Below are 21,271 nucleotides of genomic sequence, written 5' to 3'. Positions count from 1 at the left end.
GGGTGCGGGGCCCAGAGCGTGGACGTACGGTGCCGTGGCCCGGGGCCGGAGCGTGGACGTACGGTGCCGTGGCCCCGGGGGTCGGAGCGTGGACGTGCGGTGCCGTGGCCCGGGGGCGCGGGGCGGTGCTCGGAGCGGACGCGCCCGCAGGGGCGCCGTCCCGTGTGCCCACACCCGTCCCGCCCAGCGGGACGATCGCCCACACGGGGACGGGCTGCGGGCGGGAAGCCCCTAGGAGTGGCTAGGAGTGGCCCAGGTCCTCCGACGTGCCGTCCGGCTCCGTCACCGACCCCGAGTCCTTCGCGGGCCGGAGCGGGAACTCGTCCATCGCCATCGAGTCGTGGACCGGCTCCGCCGGTCGCGGCGGCTTCGGCATGATCGCGGCCTCGGAGTGGCCACCACAGCCGTACGCGAACGAGACGACCCGGCCGTCCGCCGGGGAGAACTCGTTGGCGCACACCCCGAACGCCTGCTTCAGCGACCCCGCCAGCGGGACCAGGAACGCGCAGGACTCGCAGGACGCCGGCGCGGCCTGCGCCATCGGCGTCTTCGCGCCGAACGCCTCGTCCCAGCGGTCCGCCGCCACGTGCAGCCCGTACCGCGACAGGACCCGCGCCCTGCGCACGCCCAGCTCGTCGGCGACGGAGGCGATCGCACCGCGCGACGGCGTACGGGAGACGATCTCCGCGTCCTCGGCGTCGAGGTGGTCCGCCATCTCCTCCGAGAGCGGGGAGTTCGGCGGCGGGGCGTCCTCGCCGGTGTACCCGGGCTCCAGGCGCAGGTCGTCCTGCTCCGTCGGCAGCAGGTCGCCGGGGCCCATGTCGCCCGGGCGGAGCCGCTCGCTCCACGGCACCCACTCGGGCGCGAGGAGGGCGTCGCCGCCCGGCAGCAGGACGGTCTCGTCCAGGGTGACGTTCTTGGCCCGGGAGGCCCGGGCGACCGTCACCGCCCAGCGCCAGCCGCGGTAGCCGGGTTCCTTGCACTCGAAGAAGTGCGTGACGACCCGGTCGCCCTCGGCGACGACCTCCACATGCTCCCCGACGATTCCGGGGGCGGCGGCCTCCTCGGCGGCCTCCCTCGCGAGGCCTACCGCATCGGCGCACAGGCGGTCGGGGATACGCGGGGTACGCGGGGTACGGCTTCGCGTCGTCGCAGCACTCACAGGTCTCGCTTCTCTCCTACGCCGTCTCACGGGTGCGCCGGCCGAGGAGCGGGAGCGATATCACCGGGCGGCGGGCGGAGCGGACCAGAGGGCCGCATCGACGTCCGCACCCGACATGTCTCGCGTGTCTCGGGCACACCTATCGTCATCCATTCTGCGGGATGCCGAAGAGGCGCGCGGCCGAGAACTTCCGCCGGTGGCGCGCTACGCACGCTACCCCCTCCGCCGCCCGCCGCCCACCTGCCCGTCCCAAGTGGCCCGTATCGCGGACGCCACGAAGCGTCCGACGAGGGGCCGGGAGGCACGCGGACGGCCCCGGAAGATCGCCGAAGTACGGCCGTAGGGCCGCGCTTCGGTTCGTACGGCAGGGGCGTGGGGCACTATGACGGGGTGGCAGCCGCACGGTCGTCCGCACGATCCCACGATCATGCCGGGCCGCTCCGCAGAGCGGGCCGGTCGGTCGGGCGCGCCCTCCACCTGCCGTTCACCGGCACGGCGCGAGGGATCAGAAAGGCGACCCACGCGCACGGGGCCGGCGAATCCGGCCTCGGCAAGCTGATCGAGCTGCACGCCGTGAACGGCGCCGGCGACGTGATGATCACCGTGGCGCTCGCGTCCACGGTCTTCTTCTCCGTGCCGACTGACGAGGCGCGCGGCCGGGTCGCGCTCTACCTGGCGATCACGATGGCCCCGTTCACCCTGCTGGCCCCCGTCATCGGCCCGCTCCTCGACCGCATTCCGCACGGGCGGCGCGCCGCGATGGCCGGGGCGATGCTCACCCGCGCGGTCCTGGCCGTCACCATGTCCGCGGCGGTGGCCACCGGCGGCATCGAGCTGTACCCGGCGGCGCTGGGCGTCCTCGTGGCCTCCAAGGCGTACGGAGTGGTCCGCAGCGCGGTCGTGCCGCGCCTGCTCCCACCGGACTTCTCCCTGGTCAGAGCCAACTCCCGGGTCACCCTCGCGGGCCTCCTCGCCACCGGCGTCGCCGCGCCGATCGGGGCGGGGCTCCAGCAGATCGGCCCGCCCTGGCCGCTGTACGGCGCGTGCGCGCTGTTCCTGCTGGGGGCGTACTGGGCCTTCCGGATGCCGCACAAGGTCGACTCGGCGAAGGGCGAGCGCCGGGCGCACCTGCTGACGCACGGCGAGGAGAAGCCGAGCCTCCGGACCGTCGGCCCTGCGGTACTGCACGGCCTCCAGGCGAACGCGGCCCAGCGCGTGCTCTCCGGGTTCCTCATCTTCTTCCTGGCCTTCCTGCTGCGCGAGCACCCGCTGGGGGACCAGAGCGCGGCGGTCTCCCTGGCGATCGTGGGCGTGGCGGCGGGCGTGGGGAACGCCTGCGGCACGGCCGTCGGCTCGCTGCTGCGCGAACGCGGGCACGGACCGGAGGTGATCATCGCCACGATGATCACGATCGTGCTGACGGCGGCGATCTGCACGGCGGTTTTCTTCGGCGGGGTGATGGTGGCGGTCCTGGGGGCGGTGGCGGGGCTGACGCAGGCACTGTCGAAGCTGTCGCTCGACGCCCTGATCCAGCGGGACGTGCCGGAGGTGGTGCGGACGTCGGCGTTCGCCCGGTCGGAGACGCTGCTGCAGATGGCGTGGGTGGTGGGCGGCGCGATCGGCATCGCGCTGCCGCTCAACGGCACGCTGGGCATGTCGGTCGCGGCGGCCATCCTGGCCCTGGGCGCCCTCCTCGCGGTCCGCGGCCTCCTCCGGGCGGCCCGCCGCCCCCTGCCCCGCCAACGGCCCGCCTGAGGGCCACCAGCCGCCGCGAGGGGGCCAGGGCCGGTCCCTCACGGGAACGGCTCCGGGCCGCCGGAACGAGCACCGCGCGGGTACGGCTCCGGGCCGCCGGAACGGCTGCCCCGCGGGAGGGCTCCCGAGCCATGGGAACGAGCAGCGCGCGGATACGGGCCGGGTCGCGGGAACGAGCAGCGCGCGGATACGGGCCGGGGCCGGGCGGGGCCGAAAACGCGGCGCGCCGCACCCCCGCGTGGCGCAGCTCGACACGCCCGATAGCCTTCGGGCCATGACCGTTGCGTTCTTCACCGCCTCGCGCCGCCGGGCCGCCGTCGCCCTCGGGGCCGTCTCCGCCGGGCTCCTCTCCCTCTCCGCCTGCGACAAGCCGACTCCGCTCGCGACCCTGACGGTCGGAACCGACTCCGTCCACTCCGAGGCCGCCTGCTACAACAACGGCGACGCCATCAAGGAGTCGCAAGTCCAGCAGTGCCTCAACAAGAAGCCCGAGAAGACCCTCACGGTCGCCATGGACGACAAGATCCGGTTCGGCGTCGACCCCGAGGTCGCGGAAAAGGGCTGGACGATCTTCCTGGGCGGCCAGCAGGCCGAGCCGGAGCCGTACAAGAAGACGTACCGGACCATTCCGGCCAGCGCCTTCTTCTCCAGCCAGACCGGCGAGACCACGAACAAGTCGCAGGTCACGATCGTCGAGACCGACGGCAAGAAGCTGACCGGCATCTGGCACTTCGAGCTGAAGAAGGACGCCTGATCCGCCGGTGGTCCCGCGGATCCTGATCGTGACGGCCGTGGCGGCGGAGGCGGACTCCGTCGCCGACGGCCTCGCCTTCGGTGGTCCGGGCCCGGGTGAGCACCCGCTCCCGGGCGGCTTCGTGCTGCGCCGCCACACGGGAACGGCGCCGCGCCCCGACGCCCCCGCCGGGCCGCCCCGGGCCGACGGCCTCACCGCCCCCCGGCCCCAGACCCTGACCGAACCCAAGGCCGACGGCCTCGACGACCCTCGCGCCCAGGCCCTGACCGCCCTCCGGCCCCAGGCACTGGCCACCTCCCCGGCCGACGGCCTTCCCGGCCCCTCCGCCCCCGGCCCCTCCGCCCCGGTCCTCTTCGACGTCCTCGTCGGCGGCGTGGGGCCGGCGGCGGCCGCCGCCGCCACCGCGACCGCCCTCGCCTGGGCCTCGCTGGAGAACGCCGAGCGGCCCGCAGCCGCCTCCTCCCTCCCGTACGACCTCGTCGTCTCGGCCGGCATCGGGGGCGGCTTCCAGCCGGGCGCCCCGCTCGGTTCCGTCGTCGTCGCCGACGCGATCGTGGCGGCCGATCTCGGGGCCGGGACGCCGGACGGGTTCCTGCCGGTCGACGCGCTCGGCTTCGGCCGGTCCGCGCACCGCGTGCCGGAGGCGACCGCCCGGCGGATCTCCGCCGCGCTCGCCCGGGGCGGGCAGCACCACACCGTCGGGCCCGTCCTCACCGTCTCCACCGTCACCGGCACCGCCGCACGCGCCGCCGAGCTGGCGGAGCGTCACCCGGGCGCCGCCGCCGAGGCGATGGAGGGTTTCGGGGTGGCCGAGGCCGCCGCCGCGTACGGCGTGCCCGTGGCCGAGATCCGGGCGGTCTCCAACGCCGTCGGCCCCCGCGACCGGGCCGCCTGGCGGATCGGCGAGGCCCTGGACGCGCTGCGGACCACCTTCCAGCTGCTCAGCCACTCCGTCCTCGTGGAGCCCGCCCCATGACCCCCAAGCTCAAGATCGCGTACTCGCCGTGCCCGAACGACACGTTCGTCTTCGACGCCTGGGCCCACGGCCGCGTCCCTGACGCGCCGCGGCTCGACGTGACCTTCGCCGACATCGACCTCACCAACGGGTGGGCGGAGAGCGGCTCGTCCCCGTACGACGTCCTGAAGGTCTCGTACGCGGTGCTGCCGTGGGTCCTCGAGGAGTACGCGCTGCTGCCCTGCGGCGGCGCCCTGGGCCGCGGCTGCGGGCCGCTGGTCCTCACCCGGGAGCCGGGCGCGGGCGCCGACCTGGCGGGGAAGACGGTGGCGGTGCCGAGCGAGCGCTCGACGGCGTACCTGCTCTTCCGGCTGTGGGCGGCCGACGTCGTCCCGGGCGGCGTCGGGAACGTCGTCGTGATGCCGTTCCACGAGATCATGCCGGCCGTACGGGACGGGAAGGTCGACGCGGGGCTCGTCATCCACGAGGCGCGGTTCACCTACCGGAACTACGGCCTGCACGCCCTCGCCGACATGGGCGCGCACTGGGAGGACACCACCGGACTGCCCATCCCGCTCGGCGCGATCATCGCCAAGCGGGCCCTGGGCGCGGAGACGCTGCGACGGCTGGCGGACGCGGCCCGCGCGTCGGTGCGCATGGCCTGGGACGACCCGGTCGCCTCCCGCGCGTACGTCCTGGAGCACGCGCAGGAGATGGACCCGGCGGTGGCCGACCAGCACATCGGCCTGTACGTCAACGAGTTCACCGCGGACCTCGGCGAGCCGGGCTACGCCGCGGTCCGCGGCCTCCTCACCCGCGCGGCGGCCGAGGGCCTGGTCCCGCCGCTGGGCCCGGACGCGCTGGCGTTCCCCTAGGGGGCGTCGTGCCGACCCTGCGGGGTCGACAGGACATCCCCTGGCCGCCCGACCCCGCGGGTCCGCCTCCGCGCCTCACACGTCGAGCTGGTCCGCCACCGCCCGCAGCAGGCCGGCGATCTTCTTGCCCTGAACCTTGTCGGGGTAGCGGCCCCGCTCCAGCATCGGGGTGATGTTCTCCAGGAGCGTCGTCAGGTCCTGGACGATGGACGCCAGTTCGTCGGGCTTACGGCGCTGCGCCGCGGCGACGGACGGAGTCGGGTCGAGAACGGTCACGGAGAGCGCCTGATCGCCGCGCTGCCCGGCCACGACACCGAACTCCACGCGCTGCCCGGGCTTCAGGGCGTCGACTCCGGCAGGGAGCACCGACGAGTGGACGAAGACGTCGCCGCCGTCGTCGCGGGAGAGAAAGCCGAAGCCCTTCTCGCTGTTGAACCACTTGACCTTGCCGGTAGGCACGTCTGTCCTCGTCCTCGTACTCGATGGGTGCGCCGGGAAATCCGGCTCGGGATAGCAAGACAGCGGGTCACCCGACCCGCCGACTCCAAGGCTAATAGGCATCCGGCCGGTGACAAGACGTCGCCGGTCTGTTCCTCCGGCCGGGGAACTACCCTGGCCGAATGCGTAGTGAAACCCCTGCGGCCCCCTCGGGCGACAGTGCTCCCGGTGACGGACTCGTCCGGGCCGGGGCGATCGTGTTCATCGTCGGTGCGGTGGCCACGCTCGTCACGGTCGCGCCGCTGTTCCTGGGCACCGAACCGTTCCCGCCCGTCGCGTACGCCGTGTGCATGCTGATGGGCGTCGGGTTCCTGATCGCCGGAGCCGGGGTGCTGCGGTCGATCGCGGCGCAGCGGCGGCAGGCGCGGGGGGCGGCGGCCGCGGGCCGGTAGCGCGCGGTTCGGCGGCCGGCGTCAGGGGCGGTAGGTGCTCAGCCAGGCGCGGAAGTCCGTCAGGGCGGGCAGGACGACGTCCGCGCCCGCCGCGCGGAGTTCCGTCTCGTCGCACGGGCCCGTCGCCACGGCCACCGACAGGGCGCCCGCGGTCGCGGCGCCCCGGACGTCGCCGATGTGGTCGCCGACGTACACGCTCGCGCCGTGCTCGCGCAGCGCCTCCGCCTTGCCCTCGGCCCACAGGCCGCCGATGACGGCGTCCGGGTCGATGCCGAGGTGGGTGAGGTGGAGTTTGGCGTGGGCCTCGTTCTTGGCGGTGACGACGATCGCCCGGCCGCCCGCGTCGTGAACGGCTTGAATCGCATCCCTCGCGCCGGGGAGCGGGAGCGTCGGCTCGATGGCGTACGTGGGGTAGAGCGCGCGGTACTGCTCGACCCGCTGTTCGATCTCCTCCTCGGGGAACCAGTGCGCCAGCTCGTGCTGGAGCGGTGGTCCGAGCCGGGAGACCGCGAGGTCGGCGTCGATGGCGACACCGGATTCGGCGGAGAAGGCCTCGTACGCGGCCTTGATGCCGGGGCGGGAGTCGATGAGCGTCATGTCGAGGTCGAAGCCGACGGTGAGCGGGAGTCGTGACTGCGTCATGCGGCCCATTGTGCCCAGACGTTCGAATAGGTCGGCGGGGGCGGGCGGAGGCGGTGCGCAGGCCGGCCTCGGCGGCGGCCGGGGCCCACTAGGGCGTGTTTCGGAAGTAGCGTCGTCCGCCCGCAGGGCGGGGCTGGGGGCGTCTGGTGCGTGCGATCGCAAGGCGGAGGGTGGGGGCACCTCCCGCGCCGCCAGGCGCAGGGGGAGAGAGCGCAGCGGGCTGCGCCGACGACCGACAACGCAGCGTGGGGGCACCTTCCGTGCCCGAAGGGCTACGGGGGAGTGCGTGCCAGGCGTTCCCAGCCAGGCGGGACTTTCGAAACACGCCCTAGGGCCGGCCTCAGTGGCGGCGGGCGCGCCAGAGGAGGAAGAGGCACGAGGCGATCGCCGCCCCGCGCAGGACCCAGGGCCAGGTCTCCGAGAGCGCCGCGCCCATCGCCTCGCCGCCCTGGGCGATCGGGACGCCCCAGCGGCCCTCGACCCGGCCCCAGATCCACACCGCGCCCGCGGTGAGCGCGAGGGCCGGGAGGACGACGACGGCCCACTGGGTCTCGGCACGGGAGAGGCGGCGGGAGGCGTAGGCGAGGAGCCAGCCGCCCGCGAGGGCGACCAGGGAGCCGAAGACGGCGCCGCCGAGGAGCAGCAGTGCGGCCAGGACGAGCACCGGGCTGCCCAGGCGGAGGCGGCCGCCCGCGAGCGCCGGACCGGTGGCCTCGGCGGCCGGGTCGGCGGCTTCCACGACGGGTGCCACGGGAGCCCGGCGCCAGGGCCGGGCCAGGAGGAGGAGACGGCGGCGGCCGGACGGGGCCGCGGCCGGCGCCTCGGTGCCGTCCGTTCCCGCGTCCTCGTCCGCCTCGTCGTCGACCGGCGGTTTCAGGAGTTCCGGGATCTCCACCCCGCCCCGGAACCCCGGCACCAGCTCGTCGCCGGGCAGGGCCGTCGGACCCTTGGTGCTCCACCAGTCCGGTTCGGTGTCGGAGCTCCCGACCTCGTCCGTGCCGGCCAGATGGGGCGGGGTCGGCCATCGCTCCTCGCCGCGCGGCTTCGGCACCGCCCGCGCCTTGCCGGAAGGCGCGGCCTTCCGCGCCCCCGGCGTATCCCGGGTCGTTCCGGACGGCTCGGTCCCCTGGCGCCCCGGCGCGCTTCCGGTCGCCCGGTCCACGATCTCGTCCGGTGTGCCCAGCGCGGCGAGGATTCCACGGACCGCCCCCGGGTCGCCCTCGCCGCCCGTGGCGCGCCGACGGTCGATCTCGTTCCGGAGGGACGACACGAGCCGCATCCGTGACGCGGACGGAAGCTGCCGTTGCTGTGCCAGATCGCCGACCCGGCTCAGATAGTCGAAGACCAGCTGGTCGCTCTCGATCCCCACAATGCCCCTCCGCAGCCCGTAGGCCCCGACGTTAGCGCCTGCGCAGGGGCTAACGTGGGGCGGATGGGGATCGGTGAGCTCGATCGGGAGGCGCACGTGCCCGCAGAATCCAGTGCCGCCGCTGCGCCGCGCACGCTCGCGGAGGCGCTGCGCGCCCGGGGGGACGAAGGGCTCGCGGCGCTGTTGCGCGCGCGCCCTGACCTGCTCTCCCCGGTGCCCAACGATCTGACGCAGCTCGCCACCCGGGCCGGGACCCGCGCCTCCGTCGTCCGGGCGCTGGAGCGGCTGGACCGGTTCGCGCTGCAGACCGCCGAGGCGCTGGCGGTGGCGCCGGATCCGGCGCCCTGTTCCGTACTGCTCGCCCTGCTCAGCGGGGACGACGGGGACGCGGAGATCGAGGCGGCGCTGCCGCGCGCGGTCGGGGTGCTGCGCGAGCAGGCGCTGGTCTGGGGTGAGGACGAGCGGCTGCGGCTGGTGCGGACCGCCCGCGAGTTGCTGGCCCCGTCGCCGCAGCACCCGTCGCCGACGGGGCTGGGGCCGACGGTCGCCGAGGCCACGTCCGGGATGTCGCCGGGCCGGGTCCAGGAGATCATCGCGGCGGCCGGGCTGCCGGCGACGCACGACGCGGTGTCGGCGGTGGCCGCGCTGACGGAGCTGTTCACCGACCGGGACCGGATGGGCGCGCTGCTCGACACGGCGCCGTCGGACGCGCTGGCGGTCCTGGACCGGCTGGTGTGGGGCCCGCCGTACGGCGAGGTGTCGGCGAACCCGGCGCCGCCGGTGCGCTGGCTGCGGGACCGGGGCCTGCTGCTGCCGGTGTCGACGCGGACGGTCGTGCTGCCCCGGGAGGCGGCGCTGCACCTGCGGGGCGGTCGGGCGCACCGGGTGCCGGAGCCGCACCCTCCGGTGGTGTCGGTGGCGCGCGAGTACCGTCCCCAGGTGGTGGACAGCGCCGCGGCCGGCCAGGCGTACACCGCGCTGGCGACGGTCGAGGAGCTGCTGAAGAGCTGGGACCAGGGCGGTCCGGCCGTGCTGCGGGCGGGCGGTCTTTCGGTGCGCGACCTGAAGCGGACCGCCGCCGCGCTGGAGGTCACGGAGCAGGCCGCGGCCTTCTGGCTGGAGCTCTGCTACGGCGCGGGGCTGCTGGCCTCGGACGGCGAGGCGGACGAGCGGTACGCGCCCACGCCCGCCTACGACGACTGGCTGGACCTGCCGGCGGCCGAGCGCTGGGCCCGGCTCGTGTCGGTGTGGCTGACCGCGACCCGTACGTCCGGGCTGGTCGGCGGCCAGGACGCGAAGGGCCGCGCCCTCTCCGCGCTCGGTCCCGACCTGGACCGCGGGGCGGCGCCGGACGTGCGCCGACGGGTCCTCGCCCTCCAGGCCACCGTGGAGCCCGGGTCGGCCGCCGACCCGGAGACGCTGCTGGCCAGGCTGCGGTGGGAGCGTCCGCTGCGGTCGGCGGGCGCGGGGCCGGGGTCCGGCGCGGGTTCCGGGTCCGGGTCCGGGTCCCTTACGGGTCAGGGCTCGGGGTCCCCCGCGGGCCCCGGTAGGGCCGCCCACACCCCCGACCTCCGGTCCCGGATCGCGCTGTGGACCCTCGAAGAGGCCGAGATGCTCGGGATCACCGGCCGGGGGGCGCTCTCCTCGCCCGCCCGGGCGCTGCTCAACCTCCCCCTCGCGGAGGCGGCGCACGAGCCGGCGAGCGGCGGCGGGGTCGAACTGTCCGTGGCCGCCTCCCGCGCGGCGACCCTGCTCGCGCCGCTGCTCCCCGAGGCCGTCGACCACGTCCTGCTCCAGGCCGACCTCACCGCCGTCGCCCCCGGCCCCCTCCGCCGTCCGCTCGCCGACATGCTCTCGGTCCTCGCGGACGTCGAGTCGAAGGGTGGTGCGACGGTCTTCCGGTTCACCCCCGCCTCGGTCCGGCGCGCACTCGACGCCGGCCGCAGCGCGTCCGACCTGCACGACTTCCTGACCGCCCACTCCCGTACGCCGGTCCCGCAGCCCCTGGCGTACCTGATCGACGACGTGGCGCGCCGGCACGGCCATCTCCGCGTCGGGTCCGCGTCGGCGTACGTACGCTGCGACGACGACGCGCTCCTGGGCGAGATCATGGCCGACAAGCGGTCGGCGTCCCTGCGGCTGCGGCGGCTCGCGCCGACCGTCCTGGCCGCCCAGACGGACCCGGCGGCGCTGCTCGACGGGCTGCGGTCGATGGGGTACGCCCCCGCCGCGGAGTCCGCGGAGGGCGATGTCCTGATCACCCGCGCCGACGCCCACCGCACCCCCGCCAGGACCGCGCCCGTCCCGGTGCCGGACGGCCCGCCGGTGCCCGACGCGACCCTGCTGGGCGCGGCGGTCCGGGCGATCAGGGCCGGGGATCTCGCCTCCACGGCGGTGCGCAGGGAACGGCCCGAGGGCGCCCCCGGCCGCCCGGCGCCCACCGGCGGCGAACTGCCCCGCACCTCCCCCGCCGAGACCCTGGCCACCGTGCAGGCCGCGGCCATGACCGGCTCGGCGGTCTGGATCGGCTACGTCAACGCGGAGGGCGCCGCCAGCCAGCGGGTCATCGCCCCGGTCCGGGTGGAGGGCGGCTTCGTGACGGGGTACGACCACACGGCGGACGAAGTCCGCACGTACCCGCTGCACCGGATCACGGGGGTCGCGGAACTGGCGGAGGACCAGGTGTAGGCCGTGTGCCGGGGCCGGGGCAGCGGCCCGCGCCACCTGTCGCACCCCTCGACCGACCCGCCCGCGCCACCCGTCGCGCCCCCCGACCGGGCGGACATACCGCCGCATTTCCCCCAACACTCGGTAAAGTGGGTGCCTCACTGTCCCTGCGAGGGAAAGCGGTCGAGCATTGGTGTCGGCGCCGGCGGTCACAACGGAGAACGCTGCGGAACCCCTCGTTTCGCCGGTCAACTCGCACAACGAGTGGGACCCGCTGGAAGAGGTCGTGGTCGGCCGCCTGGAGGGCGCGGTCATCCCCCAGAGCCACCCGGTGGTGACCTGCAACATCCCGCCCTGGGCGGCGCGGTTGCAGCGCCTGGCGTCCGGCCGGCGGTATCCGCGCGCGCTGATCGAGGCGGCGCAGCAGGAGCTCGACGGGTTCATCGCCCTGCTGGAGTCGCTCGGTGTCACGGTCACCCGCCCGGACGCGGTCGACTACAAGCGGCGCTTCGGCACCCCGCACTGGTCCTCGCGCGGCTTCTGCAACACCTGCCCCCGCGACAGCATGCTCGTCATCGGCGACGAGGTCATCGAGACCCCGATGGCCTGGCCGTGCCGCTACTTCGAGACCCACTCCTACCGGGGGATCCTCAAGGACTACTTCCGGCGCGGCGCGCGCTGGACGTCCGCGCCGAGACCGCAGCTCACCGCCGAGCTGTTCGACGGGGACTTCCGCATCCCGGCGGCCGGCGAACCCATGCGGTACATCCTCACCGAATACGAGCCGGTCTTCGACGCGGCCGACTTCATGCGCGCCGGACGCGACCTGTTCGTCACCCGGAGCAACGTCACCAACCGCATGGGCATCGAGTGGCTGCGCCGGCACCTGGGGCCGGGGTACCGCATCCACGAGATCGAGAGCCGCTGCCGTACGCCCATGCACATCGACACGACGTTCGTGCTCCTGGCTCCGGGCAAGGTCATGGTCAACCCCGAGTACATCGACGTCGACCGCCTGCCGGACGTCCTGCGCTCCTGGGACGTGCTGCCCGCCCCCGACCCCGACCCGATCGACGAGCGCATGCTCAAGCTGACCTCGATGTGCGGGAAGTGGCTCAGCATGAACGTCCTCATGCTCGACGAGAAGCGGGTGATCGCGGAGCGGCACCACACCGGGATGCTGCGCGCCCTGGAGAAGTGGGGGTTCGAGCCGATCCCCTGCGACCTGCTCCACTACGCGCCCTTCGGCGGCTCCTTCCACTGCGCGACGCTCGACGTCCGGCGCCGCGGCGGACTCGACTCCTATCTCTCCTGAGCCGGTCGGGGCCCCGGGGCCCCGCCGCTCCCGGCTACGCGGTCCAGTTCCCCGTCAGCAGCAGGACGACCAGCACGGCCCAGCCCACGACGGTGAGCAGGACAGGAAAGGCGAGCGCGAGCGCGGCCCCCGAGACGCTGAGACCGATCCGGGACCGGCGCCGGCCGCGGGTACGGGCGAGGAACCAGGCCGGGAGGATCAGCGCCAGGGCCGCGACCAGGCTTCCGCCGAACGGGAAGGGGCCGGGGGCGAAGAGGTTGTCCTCCGCCGCCGCCAGGGCCGCGAGGGGCGGCGCCGCCACCGTCGCGCACAGCGGCGCCACCCACCACCGCGGGTCCGCCACGTCACCGCCGACGGCCGGGCCGGTCGGGAGACCACCCCAGCGGCCGCCCCACGAGCCGCTCCGGGCGCCCCCCGGGAAGGGCGCCGAGGAGCGGGGGGCGGCGGGCGGCGTCGGGCGCGTCCACGTGTCGTTCGTCATACCGCCCAGTCCACCGCCCGGGCCCCGCGGCGGGCACCGCGCACGTACTCATCCGGCGCGACCCCCGTACTCATCCGCGATGCGGGACACTGGGTGTTTGGCCGTCACCGGAACGGCACGGGAAGGACCTGATCAAGCGTGAACGGACCTCTGATCGTCCAGAGCGACAAGACGCTCCTCCTGGAGGTCGACCACGAGCAGGCGGACGCCTGCCGCCGTGCCATCGCGCCCTTCGCCGAGCTGGAGCGGGCGCCCGAGCACATCCACACCTACCGGGTGACCCCGCTCGGGCTGTGGAACGCCCGCGCCGCCGGTCACGACGCCGAGCAGGTCGTCGACGCGCTGGTGGAGTTCTCCCGCTATCCCGTCCCGCACGCCCTGCTCGTGGACATCGCCGAGACGATGGCCCGCTACGGCCGGCTCACCCTCTCCAAGCACCCCACGCACGGGCTCGTGCTGACCACCACCGACCGGCCCGTCCTGGAGGAGATCCTCCGCTCGAAGAAGGTGCAGCCGCTGGTCGGGACACGGATCGACCCCGACACAGTCGCCGTGCACCCCTCCGAGCGCGGGCAGATCAAGCAGACGCTGCTGAGGCTGGGCTGGCCCGCCGAGGACCTCGCCGGGTACGTGGACGGCGAGGCGCACCGGATCGATCTGGCCGAGGACGGCTGGGCCCTGCGCCCGTACCAGAAGCAGGCCGTCGAGGGTTTCTGGCACGGCGGCTCCGGTGTCGTCGTGCTGCCCTGCGGCGCGGGTAAGACGCTGGTCGGAGCCGGTGCGATGGCGCAGGCGAAGGCGACGACGCTGATCCTGGTCACCAACACCGTCTCCGCCCGGCAGTGGAAGCACGAGCTGGTGAAGCGGACCTCGCTGACCGAGGACGAGATCGGCGAGTACAGCGGGACGCGCAAGGAGATCCGGCCGGTCACCATCGCCACGTACCAGGTCCTCACGACCAAGCGGAAGGGCGTCTATCCGCACCTGGAGCTCTTCGACTCCCGGGACTGGGGCCTGATCGTCTACGACGAGGTGCACCTGCTGCCCGCGCCCGTCTTCAAGTTCACCGCCGACCTCCAGGCCCGGCGGCGGCTCGGACTCACGGCCACGCTGGTGCGCGAGGACGGGCGCGAGTCCGACGTCTTCTCGCTCATCGGGCCGAAGCGGTTCGACGCGCCGTGGAAGGAGATCGAGGCGCAGGGGTACATCGCGCCCGCCGACTGCGTCGAGGTCCGGGTCAACCTCACGGACGCGGAGCGGCTCGCGTACGCGACCGCCGAGACGGAGGAGAAGTACCGGTTCTGCGCCACGACGGCGACGAAGCGGAAGGTGACGGAGGCGCTGGTCAGGAAGTTCGCGGGCCAGCAGATCCTGGTCATCGGCCAGTACATCGACCAGCTGGACGAGCTGGGCGAGCATCTGGACGCGCCCGTCATCAAGGGCGAGACGTCCAACGCGCAGCGCGAGAAGCTGTTCGAGGCGTTCCGGCAGGGCGAGATCAGCGTGCTGGTGGTGTCGAAGGTGGCGAACTTCTCCATCGACCTGCCCGAGGCGACCGTCGCGATCCAGGTGTCGGGCACCTTCGGCTCCCGGCAGGAGGAGGCGCAGCGCCTGGGCCGGGTGCTGCGGCCGAAGGCCGACGGGCACCAGGCGCACTTCTACTCGGTGGTCGCGCGGGACACGATCGACCAGGACTTCGCGGCGCACCGGCAGCGGTTCCTGGCGGAGCAGGGGTACGCCTACCGGATCGTGGACGCGGACGAGCTGCTCGCGGGCGGCTGACACGCGTGGCGGGGGGCTGCGCCCCCGTCTCCGACTCGTGGCGGAGACGGGGGCGCGCCCCTGCCGAAGGCGCGCATCGCCCGGAGCGTGATGGACAGCGGGCGGGCGCGCGGGCGGGTGCGCGGGCGGGTGAAAAACCGTTCGCCGTCGCCTCGCGCGCGGGGCTACAATCGCCGACTTCCCCGCCTCCCTGAGTGGAGTGCCGCCGTCCGGCCGGAAACCGGCGGCCGCCCCGTCATGCCCGCATCTCCTGGAGGCACCGCCATGTCCGTTGCGGACGATCCGCTCGCGCGGGAGCGCGCCCATCTGACCGCGTCCCGCGCCGCGCTCCGCGCGATGCGCGAGGACGCCGAGTCCCTGGACATCAAGGACGTCACCGCGAACTGGGTGAATGCCGTCGTCCTGCAGGCGCAGATCGAGGATCGGATCAAGGCGCTCGCCGACCTCGCCCACACCCCGCTCTTCTTCGGCCGGCTCGACTACCTGCACACCACGCAGGAGGGCCAGCGCTTCTACATCGGCCGCCGGCACGTCCACGACGCCGGCGGCGACCCGATGGTGATCGACTGGCGCGCCCCCGTCTCCCAGCCGTTCTACCGCGCCTCGAAGAAGGACCCGCAGGACGTCGGGCTGCGGCGCCGGTTCGGCTACACCGGCGGCGACCTCACCGCGTACGAGGACGAACACCTCTCCGACCCCGACGAGCTGGAGCGCACCAGCAGGCTGCTCCAGGCGGAGATCGAGCGGCCCCGCGTGGGGCCGATGCGGGACATCGTCGCCACCATCCAGCCCGAGCAGGACGAGATCGTACGGTCCGGCCTGGCCGGCACCGTCTGCGTGCAGGGCGGCCCGGGCACCGGCAAGACCGCCGTGGGCCTGCACCGCGTCGCGTACCTCCTCTACGCGCACCGCGAGCGGCTGGCCCGTACCGGCACGCTGGTCATCGGGCCCAACCGGTCCTTCCTCCACTACATCGAGCAGGTGCTGCCCGCCCTCGGCGAGCTGGAGGTGCGGCAGGCGACGGTGGACGACCTCGTCGGGCACGTCGAGGTCCGGGGGACGGACGAGGCGGCGACGGCGGTCGTCAAGGGCGACGCCCGGATGGCGGAGGTCCTCGGGCGGGCGCTGAGGGCGCACGTCACGCTGCCGACGGAGCCGCTGATGGTGGTGCGCGGTTCGCGCCGGTGGCGGGTACCGGCATACGAACTGGAGGAGATCGTCCAGGAGTTGCGCGAGCGGGACATCCGTTACGGCGCGGCCCGTGACGCGCTGCCGCAGCGCATCGCCCACGCGGTGCTGGTCCGCATGGAGCAGGCGGGCGAGGCCCCGGACGACCGGGTGCAGGACGCGGTGGCGCGCGACGCGGCGGTGAAGGCGGTCGTGAAGGCGGTCTGGCCTGCGGTCGATCCGGCGAAGCTGGTCCTGCGGCTGCTGAGCGACGCCGACTTCCTCGCCGAGCACGCGGAGGGCCTGCTGACCGCCGACGAGCAGAAGCTGCTGCTCTGGGCGAAGCCCGCCCGGTCGGTGAAGTCGGCGAAGTGGTCGCCGGCGGACGCGGTCCTGATCGACGAGGCGAGGGACCTGGTGGAGCGGACCCATTCGCTCGGTCACGTGGTCCTCGACGAGGCCCAGGACCTGTCGCCGATGCAGTACCGGGCGGTGGGACGGCGGTGTTCGACCGGGTCGGCGACGATCCTGGGCGACCTCGCGCAGGGGACGACGCCGTGGGCGACGGCGAGCTGGGCGCAGGCGCTGGGGCACCTGGGCAAGCCGGAGGCCGTGGTGGAGGAGCTGACGGCGGGCTTCCGGGTGCCGCGCGAGGTCATCGCGTACGCCTCCCGGCTGCTGCCCCACATGTCGCCGGGGCTGGCGGCCGTGGAGTCGGTCCGGGAGAACCCCGGCTCGCTGACGATCCGGCGCGTCGACACCGGGGCGCTGGACGCGGAGGTGGTCGCGGCGTGCGTCGCGTCCCTCGGGCACGAGGGTTCGACCGGCCTGATCGCCGCCGACGCGCGGATCGCCCCGCTGGCGCGGGCGCTGACCGCCGCCGGTCTGGCGTACCTCTCCCCGGGCGAGGAGACGACGGCCGAGTCCCGGCTGACGCTGGTCCCGGCCTCGCTGGCGAAGGGCCTGGAGTACGACTACGTGGTCCTGGACGACCCGGCGGCGGTGGTGGACGGCGAACCGGACGAGCGGACGGGGCTGCGGCGGCTGTACGTGGCGCTGACGCGTGCGGTCTCGGGGCTCGCGGTGGTCCACGCGTCGCCGCTGCCGGAGCAGTTGAACCCGTAGCGTCCCGGGGGGCGCGTCAGGACCGGAGGAAGGCGCGTACCCCCTGGGAGACGCCGTCGTCGCCGAGCAGGGCGTTGTGGTCGAGGCAGCCGGCGGCGTGGTTGGCGGCTCCGGTGAGCGGGACGCTGTTGTCGGGGTTGACGACCTCGTCGCAGTTCGACCACCAGGTGGCGTAGCGGACGGCGCCGGGGGTCTCGTCGCCCTCGGCGAGCTTCTTCTGGACGTAGGAGCCCGGGGTCATGTCGCGGCAGGCCTGGTCCCACAGGGCGCAGGCCCAGGCGGTGGCGGTGCCGTGGTTGGGGCCGGCGAGCGAGACCCAGTGGGCGACGGAGGAGGCGCCGGCGGGGTCGAACTTCACGTACCAGCGGGTGACGAGGCTGCCGAAGGAGTGGGAGACGAGGTCGACGCGGGCGGCGCCGGTCCGCCGTCTGACGTCCTCGACGTAGGCGGCGAGTTCTCCGGCGACAGCCTCGTTCACGGAGCGGTGGGTGTCGTAGCCGAAGGAGAACAGCTCGGCATCGGTGTACGCAGGCCACCCCAGACGCCGGGGTCGGCGTTGTAGCCGTGGACGAGGACGACGGGGGTACGGGTGACGGCGGCGGCCTCCGCCCCGTCGGCGCGCGCGGTCGTGGCGGGGAGCAGGAGCGACGCGAGGACCGCCACGACCGCGAGGAGCGGGATGAGCAGGGCGCGGGGGACGGGCGGGATGAGCGGGACGCGCCTGCCGGGGAGCCTCAACACGCTTCCTCCTACGAGGTGTTACGCACGAGTAGTCAGGGGCATGGTGGGGCCTGCGGGCCATGATGACCAGCCTCGTGCACGAACCTCCCGTGGACCCGCGTGCAGGGCCGTCACGGGCCGGGACCTCACGGGCCCCGGGAGCTCACGGGCCGGGGCCTCAGGCGGGGGAGGTGAACTCGGGGAGCGCCTCGGTCCACGCGCGGTGGGCGACGGTGGCGAGGACGGGGTTGGTGTGCCGGTAGTGGTGCTCCGTCACCAGGCCCCAGGCGAGGGCCCAGCCCCGTCCCCGGGCCCAGGTCGCGTCGTCGACTTGGGCGGCCTCGCGGAGGAGCGGGCGGGTCTCGGCGGTGAGGAGCGTCCAGGCGGCCATCATGTCGACGGCCGGGTCGCCGGTGCCGACGCCGCCGAAGTCGATGACAGCGCCGAGCCGTCCGCCCCGGGTCAGCAGGTTGCCGGGCAGCAGGTCGCCGTGGACCCAGACGGGCGGCCCGTCCCACTGGGGCAGCCGCAGCACCGATTCCCAGGCCGCGGCCGCGGCGGGGCCGTCGACGGTTCCGTCGGCGCCGAGGTCGCGCAGGGCGGTGGCGAGGTGGCCGCCCGTCCACTCGGTGATGTGCCCGCCGCGGAAGGACCGGGGGCCGCCGGTGGCGTCCACACCGAACCGGCCCAACTCGACGGCCGCGTGGGCGAGGTCGACGACCGGCTCGTCGAAGCCGTCGGCGCCGTCGAGCCATGCGTACACCGACCAGGGTAGCCCGAAGCCCTCTCCGGGCGCCCCCTTGCCGACCGGCACGGGCACGGGCAGCGGAAGACGCGGGGCGAGGTAGGGCAGCCACCGCTGCTCGGTGACGACGGCCGCGGCGGTCTCGGCGCTCCTGGGCAGCCGCACCACCTTGTCGTCCCCGAGCCGGAACATCACGTTGTCGGTCCCGGCGGACGGCACCGCCCTGACCTCCAGCCCGCCCCACTGGGGAAACCGCGTCCCGACCAGGCGGGCGACGGCCTCGGCGTCGAGGACGGCTGCCGCGTCGGGGCGGGGGTCGGAAGGCGTACGGGGAGCGGGTGCCGGCATGTGCGGCAGGCTAGCGAGCAAACCCGTACGTAGGACACGGGATTTCGTCGGCGGCGGCACGAAGGCACGTGGTCGCGCCGCGCGTGCGCGCACGCGACCGGCGGCTCCAGTCGGCGGGGCGCGAGCGCCGGGCCGACCGGGCCCGCGTCTGCCTACCCGTCGATCGCCTCCCGCCACACCCGGACCGCGTCCGAGGAGACCGGGTGGGTCCAGCCGTGGGGGCGGGCCGCGCCGCCGATGTGGAAGGCGTCGAGGCCGGCGGCGCGGAGGGTGGGGAGGTGGTCGAGGCGGAGGCCGCCGCCGACGAGGATGCGGGGCTCGTAGCCCGGGCGGCCCGCGTGGGACGCCTCGGCGGTGAGGACCCGGAGGCCGTCGTCGACGCCCGTCGACGCGCCCGCGGTGAGGTAGGTGTCGAGGCCGGGCAGGTCCGCCAACTGCTTGCGCAGACCGTCGCGGTCGGCCGCCCGGTCGATGGCGCGGTGGAAGGTCCAGCGGCAGCCGTCCAGGACGGTGATCAGCCGCTCGACGGCCACCAGGTCCACCTCGCCGTCCGGCGTCAGGAAGCCCAGGACGAACTCCTCCGCCCCGGCCTCCCGCAGCTCCGACGCCCGGGCGACCAGCGCGTCCACGTCGCCCGCCGCGAAGCCGTCCGCCGCGCGGAGCATCACCCGCAGCGGGATGTCGACCGCGGCGCGGATCGCGGTGAAGCCGGCCAGGGTCGGGGTCAGCCCGTCCGCCGCCATGTCGGTGACCAGTTCGAGGCGGTCCGCCCCGCCGGCCTGGGCCGCTACCGCGTCCCCTTCGTCGAGGGCGATCACCTCAAGGACTGCTCGGTTGCTCATAGAGCCCCATCCTCCATGCGTGACGGCTATAGGTCTAGTCCAATGATCAGCCTAGCCGTGCGGGTGCTCTCCCGCATCGTGCGCCGCGCCGCCCGTCGGCGCCGACGCCTTCTCCGGCTGCCCGTGCCCGGCGCCCGCATGCACCGTGAAGGCCGCCGTGCGCACCTTCCCGCCGTGCTGGAAGTCGAGGAAGAGCCGGTACGCCCCGGGGCTCGGGGCGGTCGCCGTGAAGGAGACGTCCGGGCCGGGGCCGCCTTCGTTGGGGTGGACGTGCAGGTAGGCGAGGTCGCCGTCGCGGAGGGCGACGAGGTGGCCGTAGGCGCCGAGGTAGGGCTCGAGGTCGGTGACGGGCTTTCCGCCCCGGGTGACGGTGAGCTTCAGCTCGCCGGCCTTTCCGGGGGTGAGCGTTCCGCCCAGGGCGACCTGATAGCCGTCGACGGTCGCCGTCGGGGCGGCGGCCGGCAGCGGTCGGGGTGCGTACGCGCCGGGGACGGACAGGTCGACGCCCAGCGTCACGTTCTTCGCGCCCGCGGTGGCCGGCTTGAAGTCGGCGAAGGCCTTGTAGCCGCCCGCCGCGGGCAGGTCGACCGGGGTCGACCAGGTCCCGTCGGCCGCCCGCACCGGGTGCAGGTGGCGATAGACCGTCAGATCGCGCGAGGCGACGATGAAGTGCAGCTCCTTGCCGTGCTCGGTCTTGTACGCGGTGACCTTCCGGCCGTTCCCGTCCTTGACCGAGAACCGCAGCACGCTCTTGCCGGCGGCCGGCCTCGGCGTCTCCAGGGCGAGGGTGTAGCCGCCCTCCGAGACCTGGAGCCCGCCGGCCGCGGAAACGGCCGCCGGGGTGTCGGCGGAGCCCTCGCCGTGTCCGGCGTGCCCGTCCCCCGGCGTCCCCTCCCCCTCCCCGGGCGTGGCGGACGCGTGCTCGCCGTGGGCGGCCTTCGGCGGCTCGTCCACGGGGCCGACGCCCACGCCGACGCCGTAGGCGGTCCCGAAGGTCGCGGCGAGCGCGGCGGCATAGGCGGTGATCTTCACTCCGGTGTTCATGGCAGCTCTCCCGTACGTGGGTGACCGTCGCCGGTCCGCTTCTCTCCTGGCGCTACGCACTTCACGATACCCCTAGGGGGTATCAAGTCAAGCCGGGGAGACCGCTTGCGCCGAATACCACCGGGGGGTATACATGGAGCGAGAGTCCGATACCCCCAGAGGGTATCCGAGGTATCCGAAGTCCGCTTCACCGAACGAGGAGGAACCGATGTCTTCCTGCTGTACTCCGGACGGCAGCTGCTCGACGAACGCCGGCGAGGCGACCACCGCCGTCGCCGACGCCACGACCACGGTCTACGCCGTGACCGGCATGACCTGCGGTCACTGCAGGACCGCCATCACGACCTCCGTCGGCGCGCTGGACGGCGTCCTGTCCGTGGACGTCGACGTCGCCGGCGGCCGGGTGACCGTCACCACGGGCGGCGCGCCGGACGACGCCGCGATCGCCGCCGCGGTCGACGACGCCGGCTACGAGCTCACCGGCCGCGCCTGACCGGCAGCACCCAGCGCCACCACGGCCGCCGGGGCCCGTCCGTCCATGGGCCCCGGCCCCCGAGGCCCTGCCCGGAAGGTCCCGCCCGGCTGGGGGCGGACACCCGCCCCGGCGCCGCCGCCGGTGAACCGAGCCCCAAG

At 74.4% G+C, this 21,271-nt stretch carries 20 protein-coding genes; 10 read left to right on the top strand and 10 right to left on the bottom strand.

From position 1 onward, the window contains the following. Nucleotides 1-241: 241 nt before the first annotated feature. Nucleotides 242-1,162, bottom strand: a complete 921-nt coding sequence (locus tag ACZ6RC_RS06225) for a DUF3027 domain-containing protein (RefSeq protein ID WP_469579641.1) — start codon at nt 1,160-1,162, stop codon at nt 242-244. A gap of 390 nt (nt 1,163-1,552) precedes the next feature. On the opposite strand from ACZ6RC_RS06225, the gene ACZ6RC_RS06220 reads away from it, so the two are divergent. The 4 genes from ACZ6RC_RS06220 (at nt 1,553) to ACZ6RC_RS06205 (ending at nt 5,501) form a co-directional block, all read left to right on the top strand. Continuing rightward, nucleotides 1,553-2,917: an MFS transporter gene (locus tag ACZ6RC_RS06220; RefSeq protein WP_391143754.1), complete on the top strand. Its 1,365-nt coding sequence runs from the start codon at nt 1,553-1,555 to the stop codon at nt 2,915-2,917. 274 nt (nt 2,918-3,191) lie between these two features. Then, nucleotides 3,192-3,671 carry a DUF2771 domain-containing protein gene (locus ACZ6RC_RS06215; protein ID WP_391143752.1) on the top strand — a complete coding sequence of 160 codons (480 nt, stop codon included), beginning with the start codon at nt 3,192-3,194 and terminating at the stop codon, nt 3,669-3,671. Between the two features lie 7 nt (nt 3,672-3,678). After that, on the top strand, nt 3,679-4,647 hold the full coding sequence (locus ACZ6RC_RS06210; RefSeq protein ID WP_469579638.1) for a futalosine hydrolase: 969 nt from the start codon (nt 3,679-3,681) through the stop codon (nt 4,645-4,647). Then, nucleotides 4,644-5,501, top strand: coding sequence for a 1,4-dihydroxy-6-naphthoate synthase (locus ACZ6RC_RS06205; RefSeq protein ID WP_391143749.1), 858 nt, complete (start codon nt 4,644-4,646; stop codon nt 5,499-5,501). Before ACZ6RC_RS06210 ends, ACZ6RC_RS06205 begins: the two co-directional genes overlap by 4 nt. 75 nt (nt 5,502-5,576) lie before the next feature. Here ACZ6RC_RS06205 and ACZ6RC_RS06200 read toward each other — a convergent pair whose 3' ends face one another. After that, nucleotides 5,577-5,960, bottom strand: coding sequence for a cold-shock protein (locus tag ACZ6RC_RS06200; protein ID WP_391143746.1), 384 nt, complete (start codon nt 5,958-5,960; stop codon nt 5,577-5,579). A gap of 161 nt (nt 5,961-6,121) precedes the next feature. Here ACZ6RC_RS06200 and ACZ6RC_RS06195 point away from each other — a divergent pair, with 161 nt between their 5' ends. Then, a complete protein-coding gene (locus tag ACZ6RC_RS06195; RefSeq protein WP_391143743.1) occupies nt 6,122-6,391 on the top strand; it encodes a hypothetical protein in 270 nt (89 codons plus the stop codon). A 21-nt stretch (nt 6,392-6,412) separates the two neighbouring features. On the opposite strand, the gene ACZ6RC_RS06190 is transcribed toward ACZ6RC_RS06195, so the two are convergent. Both ACZ6RC_RS06190 and ACZ6RC_RS06185 read right to left on the bottom strand, forming a co-directional pair. Next, complete coding sequence (locus tag ACZ6RC_RS06190; RefSeq protein ID WP_391143740.1) at nt 6,413-7,042, bottom strand: HAD family hydrolase; 630 nt, start codon at nt 7,040-7,042, stop codon at nt 6,413-6,415. Between the two features lie 331 nt (nt 7,043-7,373). Further along, nucleotides 7,374-8,402, bottom strand: a complete 1,029-nt coding sequence (locus ACZ6RC_RS06185) for a hypothetical protein (protein ID WP_469579635.1) — start codon at nt 8,400-8,402, stop codon at nt 7,374-7,376. Nucleotides 8,403-8,465: 63 nt separating this feature from the next. On the opposite strand from ACZ6RC_RS06185, the gene ACZ6RC_RS06180 reads away from it, so the two are divergent. Beyond that, a complete protein-coding gene (locus ACZ6RC_RS06180; RefSeq protein WP_469579633.1) occupies nt 8,466-11,090 on the top strand; it encodes a helicase-associated domain-containing protein in 2,625 nt (874 codons plus the stop codon). Between the two features lie 169 nt (nt 11,091-11,259). After that, a complete protein-coding gene (locus tag ACZ6RC_RS06175) occupies nt 11,260-12,384 on the top strand; it encodes an amidinotransferase (protein ID WP_469579631.1) in 1,125 nt (374 codons plus the stop codon). A gap of 34 nt (nt 12,385-12,418) precedes the next feature. Here ACZ6RC_RS06175 and ACZ6RC_RS06170 read toward each other — a convergent pair whose 3' ends face one another. Continuing rightward, nucleotides 12,419-12,865, bottom strand: a complete 447-nt coding sequence (locus tag ACZ6RC_RS06170) for a hypothetical protein (RefSeq protein WP_469579629.1) — start codon at nt 12,863-12,865, stop codon at nt 12,419-12,421. A gap of 138 nt (nt 12,866-13,003) precedes the next feature. Between ACZ6RC_RS06170 and ACZ6RC_RS06165 the strand changes: the two genes are divergently transcribed. Next, entirely contained in the window at nt 13,004-14,647 is a 1,644-nt protein-coding gene (locus ACZ6RC_RS06165; RefSeq protein ID WP_453612599.1) for a DNA repair helicase XPB, read from the top strand. Nucleotides 14,648-14,911: 264 nt separating this feature from the next. Next, nucleotides 14,912-16,939, top strand: coding sequence for a HelD family protein (locus ACZ6RC_RS06160; RefSeq protein ID WP_391143724.1), 2,028 nt, complete (start codon nt 14,912-14,914; stop codon nt 16,937-16,939). A 16-nt stretch (nt 16,940-16,955) separates the two neighbouring features. Here ACZ6RC_RS06160 and ACZ6RC_RS06155 read toward each other — a convergent pair whose 3' ends face one another. The 5 genes from ACZ6RC_RS06155 to ACZ6RC_RS06135 all read right to left on the bottom strand — a co-directional run bounded on the left by ACZ6RC_RS06155 (nt 16,956) and on the right by ACZ6RC_RS06135 (nt 20,638). Continuing rightward, nucleotides 16,956-17,417 (bottom strand): esterase/lipase family protein, encoded by a 462-nt coding sequence (locus ACZ6RC_RS06155; RefSeq protein ID WP_469579626.1) that lies wholly within the window; start codon nt 17,415-17,417, stop codon nt 16,956-16,958. Next, nucleotides 17,414-17,680, bottom strand: a complete 267-nt coding sequence (locus ACZ6RC_RS06150; protein WP_469579625.1) for a hypothetical protein — start codon at nt 17,678-17,680, stop codon at nt 17,414-17,416. The genes ACZ6RC_RS06155 and ACZ6RC_RS06150 overlap by 4 nt, the downstream gene beginning before the upstream one ends. 157 nt (nt 17,681-17,837) lie before the next feature. Beyond that, nucleotides 17,838-18,752: an aminoglycoside phosphotransferase family protein gene (locus tag ACZ6RC_RS06145; RefSeq protein WP_469579623.1), complete on the bottom strand. Its 915-nt coding sequence runs from the start codon at nt 18,750-18,752 to the stop codon at nt 17,838-17,840. Nucleotides 18,753-18,904: 152 nt separating this feature from the next. After that, nucleotides 18,905-19,594, bottom strand: coding sequence for a copper homeostasis protein CutC (locus ACZ6RC_RS06140; RefSeq protein WP_469579621.1), 690 nt, complete (start codon nt 19,592-19,594; stop codon nt 18,905-18,907). Nucleotides 19,595-19,645: 51 nt separating this feature from the next. Then, nucleotides 19,646-20,638: a hypothetical protein gene (locus ACZ6RC_RS06135; protein ID WP_469579619.1), complete on the bottom strand. Its 993-nt coding sequence runs from the start codon at nt 20,636-20,638 to the stop codon at nt 19,646-19,648. Between the two features lie 208 nt (nt 20,639-20,846). Here ACZ6RC_RS06135 and ACZ6RC_RS06130 point away from each other — a divergent pair, with 208 nt between their 5' ends. Next, the gene (locus ACZ6RC_RS06130) at nt 20,847-21,131 is read left to right on the top strand and encodes a cation transporter (protein WP_391143709.1); all 285 of its coding nucleotides are present in this window, start codon (nt 20,847-20,849) and stop codon (nt 21,129-21,131) included. Nucleotides 21,132-21,271: the final 140 nt, after the last annotated feature.

Source organism: Streptomyces sp. NPDC048353 (assembly GCF_055587165.1).
Note: the sequence above shows the minus strand (reverse complement) of the source record. Positions and strands in the feature narration are given on the sequence as shown.